Genomic DNA, 18817 nt, shown 5'->3' on the forward strand with positions numbered 1-18817 from the left:
CGAAAGACACGGGTCAGGTGGGGTGTTACGCTCACATATGGCCCATCAGCGCTCCAACGCCAGCATGCTCGACCTGTTGCTCATGACCAGCTTAGGATTTTTAGGCAGTTTTGGCCACTGCCTGGGTATGTGCGGTCCCATCACCGTGGCCTTCTCGCTATCTCAGCCTGCTAGCGATCGCGATCGCTGGCAGCAGGTTGGGTTTCACCTGCTGCTCAACCTGGGGCGGTTAGTTAGCTACGCCCTAGTGGGCCTCATGATTGGAGCGCTGGGGTCGGTGCTGGTGGCCAGCGGGCAAATGGCTGGCATCGGCAGCCCCCTGCGGCGGGGGGTAGCCCTGGTGACCGGGCTGCTGCTGATCTGGTTTGGCCTAGCGCAAATCAGCCCTGGCCAGGTGCCCCAAGTGCCGCTGCTCAACCCCATGGCCCAGGCGAGCTGGCACAGTCGGCTGAGTCGCGCCATGCAGGCCCTTTCCCTCAATCCCCAGCGGTGGACGCCGCTGCTGCTGGGGTTAGCCTGGGGGCTAATGCCCTGCGGATTTTTGTATGCAGCGCAGCTGAAGGCAGCAGAGACCACCAACCTCTGGCGGGGCGGAGCCACCATGCTAGCTTTTGGGGTAGGCACCCTGCCGATGATGCTTGGCGTCGGGGTATCGACAGCCTGGGTTAGCGGCGATCGTCGGGGGCAGCTGTTTCGCCTAGGCGGTTGGATTACTCTCCTGATTGGCCTACTGACCTTGCTCCGGAGCAGCGACATGATCGACTTCACCGGCCATGGGGCGCTGGTGTTGCTGCTGCTGGCGCTGATCGCTCGCCCCCTCAGCCGTCTCTGGCCAGCTCTGCTCGTCTATCGTCGCACCCTGGGGGTAGGGGCCTTTGTGCTTTCTGTGGCCCATGTCGCCCATATCGTCACCATGGGGTGGAACCCAGCCGCTTTGCCGTTTCTCTTGCCAAGCCTGCAAGTGGGTGGCTGGGCGGGCATTGTCGCCTTTGGGCTGATGGTGCCCCTGGCCCTAACCAGCTTTAATCGGGCGCAAACTTGCCTGGGCCACCACTGGCGACGGCTCCATCTGCTCAGCATCCCCATTTTTGGGTTAGCCGTGACCCATACGCTGCTTTTGGGGTCGAGCTATTTGGGTGGGTTCGAGCACTCTACCCGTCACTGGGTGGCAGCCGTGGCCTTGGCGGGGCTGGCGTTACTGGCGCTGCTGTTGCGCTGGCGGCGGATTTGGTCGCTGCTGTCTTTGGAGAACTACTATGCGCCTGCCAAGTCTTAGCCTGATGGCAGGGCTGCTGCTCGGCAGCCTGACCGTGCTACCTGCCCAAGCCCACAAGACCGAAGTGTCGGGCGATGTCGCGGGCACCTGGCACCTTGAACCCAACCACAGCCCCAAAGCCGGAGAACCAGCGCGAGTCTGGGTAGCCCTCACCCAGCAGGGTGGACAGGTGATTCCTTTAGAGCAGTGTGACTGCACTCTTGCCGTCTATGCCACCAACCAGCCCGGTGCCACTCCGGTTGTGCAACCCACCCTGCAAGCCATGTCGCCCGAGCGATTTCAAAATATTCCTGGGGCCGAGATCACATTTCCTAACCTGGGGGAATATCGCATAGTGCTCACCGGTCGCCCCAGAGCCGAAGCCACCTTTGCCCCCTTTGAACTCAGCTACACCACCGTTGTCGCCGGGGGTAGCCGTAACCCCCCAGCCCCCGACCAGGAGGCTACGCCTGAGGTGAGGCGTTCCCCTGCCTGGATTGTGGGCGGAGGGATGATCGTTGCGATCGCAGCTCTAGCAGCAGTATTCAACCAAAGAAAATCGCCGCGCTGAGCGCTTAGAGGTGAGGGTGAATGACCCATGCCCTGCCATTGGCAAAGATGCTTTATCACCGCCCCAAGAGCCGCGCTTTGGTGGTGTTGTGCAGATAAATCAGCAGCAGGCTACTCAGCAGCAGCGGCGCAATTAGGGCGATTACAAAATAGCCGCGACCGTGACTCCATCGGTTTTTTAGGGGTTTAAGCAGAGGGTAGCTGGGTAAGGAGCAGGCTGGGTAGGGGGGCTGGGTTGCAGCCCGGTTGAGCGAGAAGGAAGTCATGGCAAAAAGCAGAGAGAAAAGAGAACAACGGAAAACTTGGCTAGGAACTCGGAGACAGACTTGAGCTCAAGGGCTAAGCCGATCACTAGGGTTCCCCGTCTTGGCGTCAGGGTTTGCTGTGCCCCGCAGTAGAACGCTGGATTGTGGGCGAGGAAAATTGAACTCACCATGGCGCTGCCTAGTAATGCCAGCCGTCGCTCTCGGGGTTGCCTTTGCCCCAAATGGTGAGGGGAGGCCGACGACAGCGGTAATGGCACCCTTTGGGAACACTATATTTACTTGCCAATTACAGCAGTAACTTAACTAGAGCCGACCCAGCCTAGACAACTCACTAAATCACCCCCAGTTGAGGCAAACGATGAAATCAATAGCCGTCACGAAACATGCTTTCGCTTTAGCTTTCTTGTTACCCGGAATTGGCATGCTGGCAGCTACACTCTTTACGTACAAGAATACTAGTACGTTTCTTAACGATGCCATTAGAACAGAAGGGACGGTGATAGAGCTTATTCAGTCTCGATCAGATGATTCAATTATGTATTACCCAGTTGTGGTTTTTGCCAACCAAGACGGCGAAGAAATTGAGTTCACCTCGCTGTCAGGCTCTAACCCACCAAGCTACTCGACCGGACAAGCAATAGAAATTTTTTATCTACCAGCTGAACCGCAGAGGGCAGAGATTAATGACTTTTTTTCGCTATGGGGTATGCCAGCTATTTTTGGCGGGCTGGGTAGCATATTCTCTGCAATTGGCGCTGGCATGATTGTTGTGCCTATGCTTAAAGAAGGTGAAGAAAAGCGTCTGAAGCAGGAAGGAACATCCATTGAAACTGATTTTAAGAGCGTAGAAGTCAACACCGCGTATTCAGTTAATGGTAAGCATCCCTTCCAGGTTATAACGCAATGGCAGAACCCATCTACTACAGAAATCCACGTATTTGAGAGCAATAACCTATGGTATGACCCGACCGATTTTATGACGAGAAAGCAAATTACCGTCTTTATCGAGAAAGAAAATCCTAAGAAATATTTTGTTGATCTTTCGTTTCTGCCTAAGTTAGCTGAGTAGCCCAGCATAGCTCAAATCAATCAATGGGAAGACCTGGGCGATCGCCAGTAGGTCTACTATTGGCTGGCAAAAGCAACGTAGTATAACAACATGATGGAGCGGACAGTTAAAACCGTTTCATCTAGCTTTAAGGTCTTATCTGCTATCGCTTATCGTTACGGTTAGCAGTCATTGTGCGCGCCACCATAGTCTCAGCAATCCTCTTTCTCTGGCATCACTAGCAGCGGCGAATACACTATGGGAAGCGGATTAGTGCTGTCCGTTATAACTATTCCGATCGTTTGATTTTGGAGGAGACGCAGCATGGATCAATTCACCGGCGGTTGCCTGTGCGGCAACGTCCGAATTGTGGCAACGGGACGCCCATACCGAGTTGGCCTTTGTCACTGCCTCGACTGCCGCAAGCATCATGGGGCTCTTTTTCACGCTTCCGCGATTTTCCCTCAAGAGGCGGTGGCGATCGCTGGCGAAACCCGCGACTACGGCGGGCGGTTTTTCTGCCCTCGCTGCGGCTCGTCTGTTTTCGCCCGCACCGCAGACGAAATCGAAGTGTACCTAGGCTCCCTAGATGCCCCTAACCAACTAACACCAACCTACGAAAACTGGATTATCCGTCGTGAGTCTTGGTTGCCGCCATTTCCGCTCACGAGACAATATGAGTGCGATCGCGACCCCACAAGCCGCTTTGAGGAGTAGGTCGGACAATTCAATTTCCATCGCCAAAGGGCAAAGCGCGACCGCTGTAAAAATAGTGTCTGCCCTAGCAGTTTTGAATGGGCCGTCCCTTGGCTTAAGTCTTTAATCCTGGCAGCAGCGGTAGCCAGCGATACATGGCCTGGTGCAGACTCAGCGCCCAGGCGATCGCCAGCAGCCAGCCCCCTAAAATATCGCTGGGAAAATGCACTCCCAGATAAACCCGACTAGCCCCAACGCAGAGCACAAACAGACCGCCCAACCCCAACAGCCAGGGGCGCTTAGGGCTATCCCAGTTGAGCAAAATTAGGGCCAGCACAAAGGCCATCGAATAGGTCGCGTGGCCGCTCGGAAAGCTAAAGTCGGCGTGGGGCGGAATGCCTTCCCATAAGGCAGGGCGCACCCGGTGCCAGAGCAGCTTAGCGACTTGGTTAAGCCCAGCGCTGCCCGCCATTACAAAGGCCAAATAGCTGGCCGGTTGCCAGCGACGCCGCCAGAGGCCCAGGGCCATCAGCCCCAGGGAGGCGGGCAGCACGCCCCAAAACGTGCCTAGGTCGGTGGCGATCGCCACGTCTCGATTCAACGCTGGGGTGGCGTAGCGGTGCAGGTGCAGCAAAAAGGCTGCATCCCAGGCGGGCAGAGTCGGGTAAGCCGCCACCAGTAGCCCCAGGCCAATCAAAATCATCAGGGCCGACAGCGGTAAAATGACTCCCAGCCAGAGCGGGCTAGGGGCTGAGGAGCGAGCAGACTGTTCCATTTGACTAGAGACTAACTTAGGTTGAAATCCAGGTCATGAGCCAGCCGGGCAGCACAGCATCGAGCTGGGTGAGCAGATCACCTGTGAGAAAATCGGGCACATCGAGGATGTGCAGTTGCAGCAGCACCACAATTGCCAGGGCATACACCGTAGATGTGATCAAGCCGTTGCGCAGCGAATGACCAGTGGTGCCCGGCTCTTGTTTTTGCAGCGCGGTAACCGCCCCCTGCTGCATGAGCACAAAGCCGACAACGTTCGTCAGCCAATAGCCTAGCCCGGTCATGGGCACCAGGGCATCGGGGAACGGGCGGCTGGCCAGGTAGCCAAAGCCCAGGGCCAGGGGTAGATTAATGACCAAATCATTCCACCAGCACAGGGGTGAGAGCAGATAGCCAACCACCACCAGGCTACCGCCCCACAGCCGTCGCAGCCAGGGGGCGGCCGACTTGGCATTCACCTCAGGGGCGCTGTCGGCGGGGGCGTAGTCAGCAGTATCTAACTCAGTATCGGGCTGAAGGAGTGACAAGGGGTTCATCTTAACTACGGGAATTAACGCTACGCAGGGGGATTGCAAAACCGCGAGGTAGCCACCAATCGCCCGAGAACATCACCACCATTAGCAGCAAGCCCAAGCCAAAATCCACTAGCTCTAGGTAGATAGATACCAGGGTGGACACCGGAGAAGAAAGATACCCTCATCCAGATCACCAGCATCAAGGGGAAAGCCCCAGCTCGCCAGTGCAACCCTAGAACGGACCTGCGATCGCCACATCAACCCTAGCAAATCCGCGCAAACCCTAAAAACATACTGGATTACCGGTATTTCTCTCAAAAGCTCTGCCCCGTTTTATAACGCTTTTAATGTTTTTGAGATTTAACCACAACCACCGGCAGCAGACTGGTCTCTAGCACCGCCTGGGAAACTGACCCCGTCAGCACGTTGTCTAGGGGGCGATCGCCGCGCTTGCCCACCACAACCTCAGCCGCGCCATACTCCTGAGCCGCTCGCGCAATCTCCTTGGACACCGAGCCTGACGTGGTGATAAACCGATGGCGAATATCGGCTAAACACTGCTTCGTCCGCTGGCGCAGCTCCTCAACCCCCGCCGGATCGTCCCCTCTCACCACATGCAGCACGACAACCTCAGCGTCACTGCGGCGAGCGAGTTCGGCAGCTTTGGTCAGCACCCCTGTCGCCAGCGGGGATGTATCCACCGCTGCCAGCAAGACAATATCGCGAGCCACCGTTACCTTTGTCGGGTCAACCTCACCACGCTCTAGCAGCTTTGGCGCAAAGGTGGGAATCGCCCAGGCCCCCAAGGGAGCCGTTACCAAAATCGAGAGAGCTGACAGCGCCAAAATAATTTCGCCGCCCTCGATGCCCTGAGCCAGCGGAATCGCGCCGATCGCTGCTTGTACCGTGGCCTTGGCCGAGTTGCCGGGCAGCAAAAACAGCCGCTCTTGCCAAGTCCAGTTGCTGCCCACCGTAGACAGATACCAGCCCAGCGATCGCCCCACCAGCGTGCCAATTGCCAGCACCAGCAGGCCGACTAACAGCGTATCCCCCAGCACGCTGAGCTGAATACTTGCCCCCAGTAGCACAAATAGAACAATCTGAGCGATCGTCCACAGGCTGTCGAAGCCGCCCCGCAGCCGTCGCGCCAGCGGGGCATCTAGCTCGATCAGAAAAAAACCAGCGGTCATCACCGCCAAATAGCCCGAAAACACCGGAAAATCTTCGGCCACTACCACCAGCAGCAGGGCAAAGCTGGCTGCCACCAGGGCATCTTGCACCGCATTTTGAGTCCAGTTTTGCCAGGCCAGCAGCGACACCAGCAGATGGGCCGTCAACCACCCCAGCAATATTCCTAGGGAAATCTGAGCCACAATTTGCAGCGGTAGCAGTTGCAGCGGACTCAGGGTCAGCACCCCCGGTAAAGTCAGCCCATCAACGGCACTCTGACCCAAAAACGCCAACAGTAGGCTAAACACCAGCAGCAACAACACGTCCGAGAGAGCACTGCCCGTCAAAATCGCGTCGGGGATGCCTTTTTTAACCCCCCAACCCAAGCTTTTGAGCCGCAGCATCCCCGGCACAATGACGGCGGGTGACTCGGCCCCCAGCACGCAGCCCAACAGTAGCCCGGTGGCCAAATCAAACTGAAATAGGCCCATAGCGGCCAAGGCAATGGCGATCGCCTCACAGGCAGCGGGCAAAAACCCCAGCCGCAGCGCCACCGACCCCTGCTGAGCTAGCTTTTCGCGATCGAGGCCCAGCCCAGCCTTCATCAAAATCACCATGACAGCAATAGTGCGCAACCCGTCGGCCGCCGCCAACACCCCTGGGCTAATCACATTGCCCACCTGAGGGCCAAGCACAATACCCACCAGCACCATGCCTACCAGAGCAGGGGCCTTCAGCCGTCGAGCGATCTGCCCGACAAAAAAGCCCATCAATAAAATCCAAATCATGCTTTCTAACATGTCGCCACGCCAAAGTTGAATCGGTTGCGCGGCCTGTAGCAGTAGTTAGAAGACTCCAAAGCCCCTACCCTTCCGCCCCAAGCCGGAATAAGTAGGAGCCATCAGCCCTTACGCGATCAAACCTGACTCACGCTGGGCGGTTTTGGCGAGCTCCATCGCCGTTTTTAGCGTTATACCAGATTGAAGGGGGTTATAGCTAAGGGCTAACCTCAGATTTCAACCCATCTTTCTGCATGAAGGTGCAGATATATTCACCTTTTGCAAGTATTAATATACATTGGCCAACTCATGTTAACTGTGTCGTTCTAAAGAAGAACGTAGCCGAAGACTAGATAAAATGACAACACAGTAAAATAGCGCATATTCACTCCATTGTTGTTGCCGATCGCTCACCTCACTCCTACTCTCAAAGCCCATGGAACCTATTCAAATCTCCTATTTTTCCGATGTTCTCTGCGTCTGGGCCTACATTGCTCAAATTCGGATGGATGAGTTGGTGACGGTTTTTCAAGATCAGGTTGCGATCGAATATCACTTCGTACCTGTGTTTGGGAATGCTCACGAAAAACTAGAGATTCGATGGCGCGAAAAAGGAGGATTAAAAGGTTACAGCAACCACGTCTTTGAAGCCGTCAATAAGTTCGATCACATCATCGTCAATCCTGATATTTGGACAAAGGTAACACCCGCTTCATCGACATCCTGCCACCTGTTTCTCCACGCCGTTCAGCTGCTAGAAATTAAAAATATTATCCCGAAGTCAGAAAAAACGTTTGAAAAGGTAGTTTGGTCATTTCGAAAAGCTTTTTTTACAGAACTTTCTAATATTTCCGATCGCACCGTACAGCTTTCCCTAGCAGAAGAGTTAGGTCTGCCGATCGCCGCCCTTGAGCAGCAAATTAATAGTGGCGAGGCCTACGCTTTGCTGTCGAAAGACTTTGAATTAGTTAAAGAACATTCCGTTACCGTCAGCCCAACCCTAATTTTTAACGAGGGTCGGCAGCGACTCAACGGCAACGTGGGCTATCGCGTAATCGAAGCCAACATTCGAGAATTGCTGCACAACCCGCCTGAAGAACAGTCCTGGTGTTAACTCGTTCGAGCGGATCCCTCTAGGTTTTGTCTCAACGCTGCGTTCTGCCATCTATGTCGAGCGACGCTGTGGATAGAGGCGAGGTTGTACCTAAGGCAGAGGAAATTTTAGCGTAGCGAGCATTAGGTTTAGCACAGTCAACAGCCCCAAAAATGGACTCTCCCGCTAACAAGCAAGATGTAGATGTAGTCGAGCTTGCCAAACCAAAAGTGACAGATTAGCAGTGGTTCAAGGTTTAGGGTATTAGGTTCGCGACCTGCCTTAAACCCGACACCTTAAACCCTGAACCCTAGGCTGTTAGAGCCTATCACAATCAGCTTGGGTAAGAGCTAGGCAAGTCACACCCCATTCAGCAAGGCCATAATTTTTACCAGCAGGTTTCCAGCCGCATGGCTCAACCATCCAAGTCATTGTCAAGAAAAAAGATTCGCCAAGAGATTCGTCAGACGGCGCAAGCAAAGCTGGGTTATGCAGAGCTGCGGGAGGGGCAAGAGGAGGCGATCGCCGCTCTGATTGATGGGCACGATGTCTTGGCAGTCATGCCCACAGGGTCGGGAAAATCGGCCATCTATCAGCTGGCGGGGGCGCTGATTCCCGGCTGCACCGTCGTCATCTCACCCCTCGTGGCGCTCCAGCATGACCAGGTTGAATCGATCGCAGATCAAGAAGTGGGTGAGGCCGCCGCGATCAACTCCACCATGAGTGCGTCTCGGCGAGAGGCGGCCTTTGAGTCGCTGGCCGACGACGAGCTAGAGTTCATCTTTCTGGCACCCGAGCAGTTCAACAACCCCGAAACCCTAGACCGCTTGCAAGCGGCCAAGCCCTCGCTGTTTGTGGTTGACGAAGCCCACTGCATCAGCGAGTGGGGCCATGACTTTCGCCCCGATTACCTCAGACTTGGCGCTGTAATCGATGCCCTCGGCCATCCCAGGGTGTTGGCGCTGACGGCCACAGCAGCCCCGGCGGTGCGAGAAGAAATTGTCAAACACCTGGCCATGCGAGAGGCTCAGGTGCTAGTGCAGGGGTTTGACCGACCCAACATTTGGCTAGAGGTGCGGCGCTTTGAGACCGAAGCCGAGAAGACAGAGGCCTTGATCGACCAGGTGGTACGCGCTAAAAAACCGGGCATTGTCTATGCAGCCACTCGCAAAAACACCGAGACTCTAGCTGAGGCGCTGGAGGCAGCCGGTGTGGCTGCGATCTCCTACCACGCCGGCATGAAAGCCGCCGACCGCGAGCAGGCCCAGGCTGCCTTTATGGATGACGAGGCTGAGGTGATGGTGGCCACTACCGCCTTTGGCATGGGCATCGACAAGCCCAACGTCCGCTTTGTGATTCACCACAACATTAGCGATTCGGTCGATTCTTACTACCAGGAAATTGGGCGGGCGGGGCGAGATGGTGAAAAAGCCTTTGCGCTGCTGTTCTACTGCCCCGACGACCTGAATATTCGTCGCTTTTTAGCCAGGGGCGGCCAGGTAGATGTGGAGCAGGTGACCCAGGTAGCCACCGTGCTTCAAGAGCAGGATGACCCGATCAAGCGGCAGGATTTGCAGGCCAAAACCAATCTTTCCCGAACTAAGGTGGCCGCCGCCCTCAGCCACTTAGAGGCGGTGGATACCGTCGAGACCTTATCTACGGGCGAAGTGGTTGCCCGTGAACTGACGGATGTCAATGAAGCCTCCCAGGCTGCTGTTGAGGCCCAAGAGCGACATCAAAACCACGTGCGATCGCGCCTAGAAATGATGCGCGGCTATGCCGAACTGCGCGACTGTCGCCGCGAATATCTGCTCAACTACTTTGGCGAAACGCGCGATCAGCCCTGCGGCTTTTGCGACAACTGTCAGGCAGGCATCGTGGTCGAAGACGAGGGTGCTTGGCAGCCCTTTGCGCTGAATAGCCGTGTGGTTCACCGAACGTGGGGCGAGGGTACGGTGATGCGCTATGAGGGCGACAAGATCGTGATTTTGTTTGATCAGATGGGCTACAAAACCCTGGCTAGGCAGTTGATCAGAGAGTACTGTCTACTGGAGTCGGTCGATTAGCCCCGCCAACCCTGCCCGCCATCTCCAGGGCAACTGCACTGCCCCGTTTGCGGCGTCAGTTGCAACAGAGAGTCAGTGCCACCACAGAGCGTTATTTATCAATGATGTATCGGTTGCCGAGGTAACGGAGTTAGCCTTAGAGCTACTGAAAGACGAGTGAAGATACGCCACTATGTGCCAGCTGTTGGGGATGAACTGCAATGTGCCCACGGATATCTGCTTCTCCTTTGAGGGGTTCTGCGCGCGCGGGGGCAAAACCGATGACCACAAAGACGGCTGGGGCATTGCTTTTTTTGAAGGCCTAGGCTGCCGGGTTTTTCTCGACGACAACCCGTCTAGCTCCTCGCCCGTGGCCGCCTTCATTCGGCAATACCCGATCAAATCGATGAATGTGATCGCCCACATTCGCAAGGCCACCATTGGGCCAGTCACGCTAGAAAACTGTCACCCCTTCAAGCGAGAGCTGTGGGGGCGCTACTGGGTGTTTGCCCACAACGGCGATTTGCCGACGCTGCCGCTCGACCACCAAGGCATCTACCGCCCAGTCGGGCAAACCGACAGCGAGCAGGCCTTTTGCCTCATGCTCAACCACATTCGGCAGCGGTTCCCCGATCGCAAGCCCCCGATTCAAGACCTATGCATTGCCCTGCAAGAGATCACGGCGGCGATCGCCCCCCACGGCATCTTCAATTATTTGCTGTCAGATGGCGAACACTGCTTTGCCTACTGCTCCACCAAGCTCTGCTACATCGTGCGCCAGGCCCCCTTTGCAGCGGCCCACCTGATTGACGAAGACATCACGGTGGATTTTCAAGAACTGACCACCCCGAGCGATCGCGTCGCCGTGATCGCTACCACTTCCCTCACCGACAACGAGGCCTGGACCCCAATCCAGCCCGGTGAACTGCTGGTCTTTCAGGATGGCTTACCGCTCCATCTAACCTCTTGAGCAGGGACGCCTCTTCATCCCCCTTGTCTATTGGACGGTTCTAGCCCAGACTTCACCTGCCATTGCAAACGCCCGTGGGTTATGACAGGTTCGACGTAGGGGCGTTGCACTGCAACGCTCCTACCAGTGGATTTCGCCTGTCAAATCCCAACTAAATCAACTACGGCAATATATCCAGATTTGGAATGGCTCAAGCATTAACAAATCTCTCATCAACCGGTTCCTTGCTTTGAGCTGGTCTACGCCCAGCGGCCCAACCCCTCGGCCAAAATATTGAATGAAATTAAATTTCATTTGTAACTGAGTTTACTTGAACTTCGCTCAGCTCGCGTGCCATACTGCGCCAGCAAACAGCGGTATTTCTACCGACTTACCGTAGTTTCCTGATTTAGCACCGGCCTTAAGCAACTGCTGGAAGGTCAGGTCTGCGTCAGGAAAGGACCATTTGTAGAGGTACAGCCATGGCAAAGCAGCATCGCCCTAGAGCTTGGGGGCTGACCCGGCGACAGTCGCTGAAGTCGTTTGCCTATCTATTTGCCAGCGGCATGGGGCTAAGTGCATCGGTCACCGCCTGTAGCAGCGACCCCACCACCAGCACCGAACCCCAACCCGACGCCACCAAAGCCAAGGCCAGGGTGCTACGCATCGGCCACCAAAAGTTTGACCCGTTTATTTTGATCAAAGCGCGGGGCGGGCTAGAGGAACGGCTAAAAACCTTCGGCACCCGCGTCGAGTGGATTGAGTTTCAGTCGGGGCCGCCCCTGCTGGAAGCCCTAAACATGGGCAGTATCGACATTGGCCGCACCGGTGATGCCCCGCCGATTTTTGCCCAGGCGGCGGATACGCCCTTTTTCTATGTGGGTAGCGGCGCGCCCCGACCTAAGAGCTCGGGCATTGTGGTGCCGGCCGATTCGTCAGTGCAAACCCTGGCCGATCTCAAGGGCAAAAAAGTGGGCTTTCAGCGCGGCTCTAGCGCTCACTTTTTGGTGGTGCAGGCGCTCAAAAAAGCTGGGTTAGCCTGGTCAGACATTGAGCCGGTGAACCTCACCCCCGCCGATGCCCGCTCTGCCTTCGAGCAAAACAACATCGATGCCTGGTGCATTTGGGACCCCTTCTATGCAGCCTCAGAAAAACAGGTGGGGGCGCGCACTCTGATCACCGGGGAAGAGCTAGCCCCCAACCGAGAGTTTTTCTTGGCCTCTAAAGCCTTCGTGGCCGACAACGAAGCGCTGCTGGTCGCCCTGCTCGAAGATACCGCTGAAGTTGCCCAGTGGGCCGACAATAACCCCGCCGAAGTGGTAGAGGTGCTGGCCCCCATCACCGGCTTGGAGCCAGAGATTTTAGATGTGGTAACCCGCCGCCGCAGCTACATCTTTGACCCAGTGCAGCCCGAGGCGATCGCAGAGCAGCAGCGCATTGCCGACGCCTTTTACGAGCTAGAGCTAATTCCCAAAGCGGTGCGCGTGCAAGACGTGATTTGGACCCCCAGCTCAGCTTCCTCGGCCCGGCTAAAGCGGCCTGCTACCAACCCCCTCGCCTCACTCCCCATTGCCATTCACCAAAGTTGAGCCCATCCATGAATTTTGAAAAGCCGGAGTTTGAAGAACCTTTGCAGATTGTGCCTCGCTATAACCACTCCCAGAGCCAGGCCCAAACCCCAGTGTTGCGGGGTTTGACCTCCCGCCGCCGATTTCTGCGCCAGGGCGGCCTGTTCTTGGGGGGTATGGCCCTGGCCGGGGTAGTGGGAGCTTGCAGCAGCGAGTTTACGCCCCAGGCCCAGACTGGGGCGACCCAAGCCGGTGCCGGTGGTGCCGCCCCCGCCGCCACCAAGCAACTGCGGGTGGGCTACCAAAAGTCCTCGACGGTGCTGAACCTACTAAAGAATCAAAAACTCCTCGAAAAGCGCTTTGAGGCCGAGGCCTTTCCCATCACCTGGAATGAGTTTGCCGCTGGCCCCCAAATGCTCGAAGCCCTCAACGTGGGCAGCATTGACGTGGCCTACACGGGCGAAACCCCACCGATCTTTGCCCAGGCCGCCGATGCGCCCCTGGTCTATGTCGCCTGGGAAGACGTCGGCTCGCTGGCCGAAGCCATCCTCGTGCAGAAAGACTCGCCGATTCAGAGCGTCGCCGGGCTGAAGGGTAAAAAAGTGGCCCTCAACAAGGGTTCCAACGTCCACTACCTGCTGGTCAAAGCCTTAGAAGAAGTGGGCTTGCAGTACAGCGACATCGAGACCGCCTACCTGCCCCCCGGCGATGCCCGCTCGGCCTTTGAGCAAAACAGCGTCGATGCCTGGGTGATCTGGGATCCCTTCCAGGGGGCGGCAAAAAAGCAGCTGGGAGCCAGAACCCTGCGCGACGGCAAAGGCATTGCCCGCAATCGAGGCTTCTATCTCGCCACCAAATCCTTTGCCGATAGCCAGCCCGACGTGCTTCAGGCGGTTTTAGAAGAGGCTGAAACCATTAGCACCTTTGCCAAAGAAAACCCCGCCGAGGTCTCTAAGTTTCTGTCGAACGAGCTAGGGATTCCCACCGACGTGCTGGATCTGGTGGAAAGTCGGCGCGGCTACGGCATTCAGCCCATCACTGACGAGGTGGTGACTTACCAGCAAGACATTGCCGACACCTTCTATGACCTACAGCTGATTCCCAAAGAAATCGACGTCTCCACCGTCATTTGGAATGGGTAGGTGACGCCTACTAAGGCACTAAAGCTTGACGTAGGGCCGATACAGCTCTGATGCTGCGCATGCGCTTCTAACTCTCTCCTACGTCTTTTCTCTTCGTTGTTCTCTCTGCGGTTTTCATTGCTATGAGCCTCGACATTCACTGGTTTATACCGACCCACGGCGACGGCCGCTACCTGGGCACCGCTGTGGGAGGCCGCGCCATTACCGCCGACTATCTGCGGCAGCTGGCCGGTGCGATCGATCAACTGGGCTATGCCGGGGCGCTACTGCCCACCGGCAAATCCTGCGAAGACGCCTGGATTACCGCCGCATCGCTGATTGCTGTCACCAAGCGCATGAAGTTTCTGGTAGCGATTCGCCCTGGCATCAGCTCCCCCGGCATGGCCGCGCGGATGGCGGCGACCTTCGATCGCATCTCCAACGGCCGCCTGCTGATCAACGTCGTCACCGGCGGCGACCCCTACGAACTAGCAGGCGACGGCTTGCACCTCGACAAGCAACAACGCTACGAACTCACCGACGAGTTTCTTGAAGTGTGGCGCGGCGTCATGCAGCAGGAAGTAGTGGATTTTGAGGGCCAGCACCTGACGGTGCAAGGGGCAAAGCTGCTGTTTCCCCCGGTGCAAGACCCCTACCCACCGCTGTATTTTGGCGGCTCTTCCCCCATTGCTAAAGAGGTCGCCGCTAAGCATGTGGATCTGTACCTCACCTGGGGCGAACCCCCCGCCCAGGTGGCCGAAAAAATCGCCGAGGTGCGCCAATTAGCTGAAGCCCACGGGCGCACCCTGCGCTTCGGCATCCGCCTCCACGTCATTGTGCGCAATACCACCGCCCAGGCTTGGGACGCCGCCAACGACCTGATTCGCTACCTGGATGACGATACCATCGCCGCCGCCCAGAAAGCGTTGGCCCACGCCGACTCCGAAGGTCAGCGCCGCATGGTCGCCCTCCACGGTGGCCGCCGCGACAGCCTCGAAATTAGCCCCAACCTCTGGGCCGGTGTCGGCTTAGTGCGCGGCGGGGCCGGCACTGCCCTGGTCGGCAACCCCGACACCGTCGCCCAGCGCATGCAGGAATATATCGACCTGGGCATCGACACCTTTATCTTCTCCGGCTATCCCCACCTGGAAGAAGCCTACCGCTTCGCCGAACTGGTATTTCCCAAATTGCCTCTGGAGAACCTGCCCACGGCAGCCCCCAGCCGCTACGTCAGCCCGCTTGGCGAGATCATCGCTAACGATAAAGTCCCCGCTCCGGCCAGCTGAGTAGGGAAAGTTTTGAATTTTCAATTAGCTGAAGAGGTTTAGTTATGACGAAAGTTGTTGCGATCGCGGGTAGCCCGTCCCATCCCTCGCGTTCCTACGCGGTGCTAGAGGAGGTACAGAAAATTCTGAACGCTCAGGGTGTGGAGCTAGAGATTTTGCTGGTGCGAGATTTGCCAGCGGAAGATTTGCTTCACGCTAGGTTTGATAGTGCGGCCATCAACGCCGCCACGGCTCAGGTCACCGCCGCTGATGCCGTGATTATTTCGACACCTGTGTACAAGGCAGCCTACACGGGCATTCTCAAAGCTTTTCTCGATCTGCTGCCCCAGAAGGCGCTAGTGGGCAAGCCGGTTCTGCCGATCGCTACTGGGGGAACATTGGCGCACCTGCTGGCGATCGACTACGCCCTCAACCCTGTGCTGGGGGTGCTCGGTGCCACCCCCATTCTGTCAGGGGTTTACCTGGTCGATACGCAGTTTCAACGGTTAGAAACGGGCGGCATTGAGTTTAACGACCCAGAGCTAAAAGCGCGCCTGCAAACTTCGCTAGACAGGTTAGTGCGATCGCTTCCCGCTGTGCTCACGGCCGTCTAGGCAGGTAGCCCTACCTTGAGCCTGTCGTTAAACATCTTTTCTATGCCGTTGCTCACTCCGGTTAGTTCCCCAGACCCTAAAACGCTTGAACGATGCAAACCATCCGCTGTAGAGACACCGTTTCTAACCTAACTGCCGGCATCCCGTGGGAGCGCATCATTCCTTGGCTGGTGCCCGCTGCTTTAATCTTGCTGTGGCAGATTTTGGCCCAGGCGGGCTTGATCAACAGCCGCATTCTGCCCGCTCCCACCGAGGTGGTGCAGGCGACCATTCGCCTCACCCTCAGCGGCGAGTTGTTCAAGCATGTGACCATTAGCGCCTGGCGGGCCGGGGTAGGGTTTTTAATCGGCGGCAGCATTGGCCTATTTTTTGGCGTTTTGAATGGCGTCTCTCGCCCCGCAGAGCTGCTCTCCGACAGCTCCATTCAAATGATTCGCAACATCCCCCACTTGGCGATGATTCCCCTGGTGATTCTGTGGTTTGGCATCGACGACGAAGCCCGCATTTTTTTGGTCGCCCTCGGGGTGCTGTTTCCCATCTACGTCAACACCTTCTACGGCATTCGCGCCATCGACCCAGGGCTAATTGAGATGGGCCGCGTCTATGGCCTCACCCGTCGCCAGCTATTTTCGCAAATTATTTTGCCCGGTGCCCTACCCAGCATGCTGGTGGGGCTGCGTTATGCCCTCGGCAACATGTGGCTCACCCTAATTGTGGCCGAAACCATCGCCGCTAGCTCCGGCATTGGCTATATGGCGATGAACGCCCGCGAATTTATGCAGACCGATGTGGTGGTAGTGGCCATTTTGCTCTATGCCCTGCTGGGCAAATTTGCCGACTCCTCCGTGCGCTGGCTAGAGAAGGTCACGATCGCCTGGCATCCCAGTCAGAACCTGAAGTAGGCGGGTGGATGGGTAGGAGGGTAGATGGGTGAGTGAATTGATTTATCGACCCAGTACAGCTCCCTCACTTCCTACCCTCTTACTCCCTACCCATCCACCCATCCACTCCCTACCTTCCTACTCCCCACTCCCATGACCTACACCCAAACCCTCTCAACCTCAACCCTCCCCCAAACCACCTACGGCAGCCACATTTGGATCAACAATCTGACCAAAGCCTTTGGCAAGCTGACGGTGCTCGATCGCTTTTCCCTAGAAATTTTGCCGGGAGAATTTGTGGCTATTGTCGGCAAAAGCGGCTGCGGCAAAAGCACGCTGCTGCGGTTGCTGGCGGGGCTAGAGAACCCTTCCCACGGTGAGATCAAGCTCGATGGCCAGCGGCTAGCGGGGCTCAATGCTAAAGCGCGGGTAATGTTTCAAGATGCGCGCCTGCTGCCCTGGCGCAATGTTTTAGAGAACGTTTCGCTAGGTTTGAAAGAAAAGACGCGCCCTCGCAGCCACTGGGCTTTGCAGCAGGTGGGCCTAGACAACCGCGCCAAAGACTGGACTACGGTGTTGTCGGGGGGGCAAAAGCAGCGGGTGGCCCTGGCGCGGGCCTTGGTGACGCAGCCCGATCTCTTGCTGCTCGACGAACCTTTGGGTGCCCTTGATGCCCTCACCCGCATCGACATGCAGCGGCTGATTGAAACCCTGTGGCAAGAGCAGCAGTTCACCGCTCTGCTGGTGACCCACGATGTCGAAGAGGCGGTGGTGCTGGCCGATCGCGTCGTTGTGATTCAAAACGGTCGCATTGAGCTGGATGTGGCGGTCAATTTGCCTCGTCCCCGAGACCTGGCCAGCCCAGAGTTGATTCGGCTCAAGCAAGAAATTCTCCACCGAATTCTGAAGAAGTAGGGCTTTTTGCGCCTCAGACTGGGGCAAGACTAGGGCATCCCGTTTAACGGCTGTACCGTTTACTAATTGGTATCTACAATCATGAATGACGCTAGGCTGCTTCAAGATTCACCGCGATCGCACAACGACGCCCGCAACCTTTTGTTTGTTACTCTGCCCAGTTTGCTGGGGTTGGTCGGTCTGCTGGGGCTAACCCTGTTTCAGGCCGCTTCTCTGTAGTAGGGGCGGCAGGCCGGGTGAGGGGCTAACCAACGCGACTACGGCTGTCGATTACTTAACTTCAATACGATTGTCTTCTTCTTCGGCATCTAAATCAAACGGCCTCAGGGTTTCATTACTGTCGAGGGCGTCTTCTACTTGGTCAACGGAATCGCTAACGGGCGATCGCAACCCGCTAACCCAATCAGTGCGATTTTGCCCATCACCGCCGCAACGGTTTTGGGGGCGATTTTGAAAACATTAACTTTCATGGGGTAGGTCAGCCGTTGCAGGATTTGCGTGTTGTGGTGCTTGAGGAAAGGGTTTACCCCTCTGGCTCAAAACCCAGGTCCTGCAACATCCGCTCGACTTTGGCACGGTGGTTGGTTTCCCAATCCGCTAGCGATTGGGCGGCGTCTTGGTCGGTGCGCTGCTGGGCCATCTGCCAAACCGCCGCCTGCTGGGCCGCTGGAATCACAACAATACCCTCTTCGTCGGCCACGATCATATCTCCAGGGTTGACCCGCACTCCCCCACAGACGATCGCCTGATTCAGCGTGCCCAACTGCTGCTTTTTCCCCGGCACCGGCATTACCCCTCGCGCAAATACCGGAAACTGAGCCTCGCGCACCTCGGCCAAGTCGCGAATCACGCCATCGACCACAAAGCCGGCAATGCCTCGATTTTGGGCGATCGCACAGACATTCCCTCCCGCCATGGCGTAGTCGGTGTCACCCGCCTGCACCACTATCACCGCACCAGGGGCGGCCCGGTAAATGGCGGCGTGCAGCATCAGGTTATCGCCCGGTGGGCAGCTAACGGTGTAGGCGGGGCCAGCCAGCCGGGGAATGCGGGGCCACAGTTCTCGAATGCCCCTATCCATACAGTGCTCACGCCCCAGGGCATCGGCGTAGGCGGTGGGGGAGAGGGCCGCAAAGTTTAATGGGTCGTTCACCGGGGAATTGCCAAAACATTGCTCAAATATAGCGATCCGTATAAGGGTTCGGTCAGGCAAAATGACAGGATATCGAGAGGAGTATTGTGATGCCAGCTCCCTACAGCCTTGACCTGCGCCAGAAAGCGATTGCCGCGATT

General features: G+C 56.9%; 19 protein-coding genes and 1 riboswitch. Of the genes, 14 read left to right on the top strand and 5 right to left on the bottom strand.

From position 1 onward, the window contains the following. Positions 1-64 precede the first annotated feature (64 nt). Together H6F57_RS15600 and H6F57_RS15605 are read left to right on the top strand one after the other, a co-directional pair. The gene (locus H6F57_RS15600) at positions 65-1276 is read left to right on the top strand and encodes a sulfite exporter TauE/SafE family protein (RefSeq protein ID WP_190625824.1); all 1212 of its coding nucleotides are present in this window, start codon (positions 65-67) and stop codon (positions 1274-1276) included. Continuing rightward, the gene (locus tag H6F57_RS15605; protein ID WP_190625806.1) at positions 1257-1826 is read left to right on the top strand and encodes a hypothetical protein; all 570 of its coding nucleotides are present in this window, start codon (positions 1257-1259) and stop codon (positions 1824-1826) included. The genes H6F57_RS15600 and H6F57_RS15605 overlap by 20 nt, the downstream gene beginning before the upstream one ends. A gap of 55 nt (positions 1827-1881) precedes the next feature. Here the strand turns inward: H6F57_RS15605 and H6F57_RS15610 are convergent, their stop codons facing one another. Then, on the bottom strand, positions 1882-2091 hold the full coding sequence (locus H6F57_RS15610) for a hypothetical protein (RefSeq protein WP_190625807.1): 210 nt from the start codon (positions 2089-2091) through the stop codon (positions 1882-1884). 358 nt (positions 2092-2449) lie between these two features. On the opposite strand from H6F57_RS15610, the gene H6F57_RS15615 reads away from it, so the two are divergent. Together H6F57_RS15615 and H6F57_RS15620 are read left to right on the top strand one after the other, a co-directional pair. Further along, positions 2450-3160: a DUF3592 domain-containing protein gene (locus tag H6F57_RS15615; RefSeq protein ID WP_190625808.1), complete on the top strand. Its 711-nt coding sequence runs from the start codon at positions 2450-2452 to the stop codon at positions 3158-3160. 303 nt (positions 3161-3463) lie between these two features. Further along, positions 3464-3856 (top strand): GFA family protein, encoded by a 393-nt coding sequence (locus tag H6F57_RS15620; RefSeq protein ID WP_190625809.1) that lies wholly within the window; start codon positions 3464-3466, stop codon positions 3854-3856. Positions 3857-3950: 94 nt separating this feature from the next. Here H6F57_RS15620 and H6F57_RS15625 read toward each other — a convergent pair whose 3' ends face one another. From H6F57_RS15625 to H6F57_RS15635, 3 genes are all read right to left on the bottom strand, one after another. Next, complete coding sequence (locus tag H6F57_RS15625; RefSeq protein ID WP_190625810.1) at positions 3951-4610, bottom strand: phosphatase PAP2 family protein; 660 nt, start codon at positions 4608-4610, stop codon at positions 3951-3953. Positions 4611-4626: 16 nt separating this feature from the next. After that, the gene (locus H6F57_RS15630; RefSeq protein ID WP_206753718.1) at positions 4627-5136 is read right to left on the bottom strand and encodes a hypothetical protein; all 510 of its coding nucleotides are present in this window, start codon (positions 5134-5136) and stop codon (positions 4627-4629) included. A gap of 332 nt (positions 5137-5468) precedes the next feature. Further along, on the bottom strand, positions 5469-7094 hold the full coding sequence (locus tag H6F57_RS15635) for a cation:proton antiporter (protein ID WP_190625811.1): 1626 nt from the start codon (positions 7092-7094) through the stop codon (positions 5469-5471). A gap of 85 nt (positions 7095-7179) precedes the next feature. Further along, positions 7180-7263, bottom strand: a riboswitch (Fluoride riboswitch). Positions 7264-7509: 246 nt separating this feature from the next. On the opposite strand from H6F57_RS15635, the gene H6F57_RS15640 reads away from it, so the two are divergent. From H6F57_RS15640 to H6F57_RS15685, 10 genes are all read left to right on the top strand, one after another. Further along, positions 7510-8187, top strand: a complete 678-nt coding sequence (locus H6F57_RS15640) for a DsbA family protein (protein WP_190625812.1) — start codon at positions 7510-7512, stop codon at positions 8185-8187. A 389-nt stretch (positions 8188-8576) separates the two neighbouring features. Next, a complete protein-coding gene (locus H6F57_RS15645; RefSeq protein ID WP_190625813.1) occupies positions 8577-10232 on the top strand; it encodes an ATP-dependent DNA helicase RecQ in 1656 nt (551 codons plus the stop codon). A gap of 172 nt (positions 10233-10404) precedes the next feature. Then, on the top strand, positions 10405-11181 hold the full coding sequence (locus H6F57_RS15650; RefSeq protein WP_190625814.1) for a class II glutamine amidotransferase: 777 nt from the start codon (positions 10405-10407) through the stop codon (positions 11179-11181). A 461-nt stretch (positions 11182-11642) separates the two neighbouring features. Beyond that, on the top strand, positions 11643-12749 hold the full coding sequence (locus H6F57_RS15655) for a sulfonate ABC transporter substrate-binding protein (protein ID WP_190625815.1): 1107 nt from the start codon (positions 11643-11645) through the stop codon (positions 12747-12749). A gap of 8 nt (positions 12750-12757) precedes the next feature. Continuing rightward, positions 12758-13870: a sulfonate ABC transporter substrate-binding protein gene (locus H6F57_RS15660; RefSeq protein ID WP_199289601.1), complete on the top strand. Its 1113-nt coding sequence runs from the start codon at positions 12758-12760 to the stop codon at positions 13868-13870. A 122-nt stretch (positions 13871-13992) separates the two neighbouring features. Continuing rightward, positions 13993-15135: an FMNH2-dependent alkanesulfonate monooxygenase gene (gene ssuD / locus H6F57_RS15665; RefSeq protein WP_190625816.1), complete on the top strand. Its 1143-nt coding sequence runs from the start codon at positions 13993-13995 to the stop codon at positions 15133-15135. 44 nt (positions 15136-15179) lie between these two features. After that, on the top strand, positions 15180-15728 hold the full coding sequence (ssuE, locus tag H6F57_RS15670; RefSeq protein WP_190625817.1) for an NADPH-dependent FMN reductase: 549 nt from the start codon (positions 15180-15182) through the stop codon (positions 15726-15728). A 92-nt stretch (positions 15729-15820) separates the two neighbouring features. Further along, entirely contained in the window at positions 15821-16630 is an 810-nt protein-coding gene (gene ssuC, locus H6F57_RS15675; RefSeq protein WP_190625818.1) for an aliphatic sulfonate ABC transporter permease SsuC, read from the top strand. A gap of 132 nt (positions 16631-16762) precedes the next feature. Then, the gene (locus H6F57_RS15680; RefSeq protein WP_190625819.1) at positions 16763-17524 is read left to right on the top strand and encodes an ATP-binding cassette domain-containing protein; all 762 of its coding nucleotides are present in this window, start codon (positions 16763-16765) and stop codon (positions 17522-17524) included. Between the two features lie 81 nt (positions 17525-17605). Continuing rightward, complete coding sequence (locus H6F57_RS15685) at positions 17606-17743, top strand: hypothetical protein (RefSeq protein WP_190625820.1); 138 nt, start codon at positions 17606-17608, stop codon at positions 17741-17743. A gap of 304 nt (positions 17744-18047) precedes the next feature. Here H6F57_RS15685 and H6F57_RS15690 read toward each other — a convergent pair whose 3' ends face one another. Continuing rightward, a complete protein-coding gene (locus H6F57_RS15690) occupies positions 18048-18677 on the bottom strand; it encodes an RraA family protein (protein WP_190625821.1) in 630 nt (209 codons plus the stop codon). Between the last annotated feature and the right edge of the window lie 140 nt (positions 18678-18817).

The sequence above is a fragment of the Leptolyngbya sp. FACHB-60 genome, from assembly GCF_014695775.1.
Lineage (GTDB): Bacteria > Cyanobacteriota > Cyanobacteriia > Phormidesmidales > Phormidesmidaceae > Nodosilinea.

Bases quoted from the DNA above. Each gene is read 5' to 3' on its own strand.
- H6F57_RS15655 (WP_190625815.1), top strand. From the start codon at position 11,643: ATGGCAAAGCAGCATCGCCCTAGAGCTTGGGGGCTGACCCGGCGACAG.
- H6F57_RS15640 (WP_190625812.1), top strand. From the start codon at position 7,510: ATGGAACCTATTCAAATCTCCTATTTTTCCGATGTTCTCTGCGTCTGG.
- H6F57_RS15635 (WP_190625811.1), bottom strand. From the start codon at position 7,094: ATGTTAGAAAGCATGATTTGGATTTTATTGATGGGCTTTTTTGTCGGG.
- H6F57_RS15615 (WP_190625808.1), top strand. From the start codon at position 2,450: ATGAAATCAATAGCCGTCACGAAACATGCTTTCGCTTTAGCTTTCTTG.
- H6F57_RS15645 (WP_190625813.1), top strand. From the start codon at position 8,577: ATGGCTCAACCATCCAAGTCATTGTCAAGAAAAAAGATTCGCCAAGAG.
- H6F57_RS15660 (WP_199289601.1), top strand. From the start codon at position 12,758: ATGAATTTTGAAAAGCCGGAGTTTGAAGAACCTTTGCAGATTGTGCCT.
- H6F57_RS15625 (WP_190625810.1), bottom strand. From the start codon at position 4,610: ATGGAACAGTCTGCTCGCTCCTCAGCCCCTAGCCCGCTCTGGCTGGGA.
- H6F57_RS15650 (WP_190625814.1), top strand. From the start codon at position 10,405: ATGTGCCAGCTGTTGGGGATGAACTGCAATGTGCCCACGGATATCTGC.
- H6F57_RS15680 (WP_190625819.1), top strand. From the start codon at position 16,763: ATGACCTACACCCAAACCCTCTCAACCTCAACCCTCCCCCAAACCACC.
- H6F57_RS15685 (WP_190625820.1), top strand. From the start codon at position 17,606: ATGAATGACGCTAGGCTGCTTCAAGATTCACCGCGATCGCACAACGAC.
- ssuD (WP_190625816.1), top strand. From the start codon at position 13,993: ATGAGCCTCGACATTCACTGGTTTATACCGACCCACGGCGACGGCCGC.
- ssuC (WP_190625818.1), top strand. From the start codon at position 15,821: ATGCAAACCATCCGCTGTAGAGACACCGTTTCTAACCTAACTGCCGGC.
- H6F57_RS15610 (WP_190625807.1), bottom strand. From the start codon at position 2,091: ATGACTTCCTTCTCGCTCAACCGGGCTGCAACCCAGCCCCCCTACCCA.
- H6F57_RS15620 (WP_190625809.1), top strand. From the start codon at position 3,464: ATGGATCAATTCACCGGCGGTTGCCTGTGCGGCAACGTCCGAATTGTG.
- H6F57_RS15600 (WP_190625824.1), top strand. From the start codon at position 65: ATGCTCGACCTGTTGCTCATGACCAGCTTAGGATTTTTAGGCAGTTTT.
- H6F57_RS15605 (WP_190625806.1), top strand. From the start codon at position 1,257: ATGCGCCTGCCAAGTCTTAGCCTGATGGCAGGGCTGCTGCTCGGCAGC.
- ssuE (WP_190625817.1), top strand. From the start codon at position 15,180: ATGACGAAAGTTGTTGCGATCGCGGGTAGCCCGTCCCATCCCTCGCGT.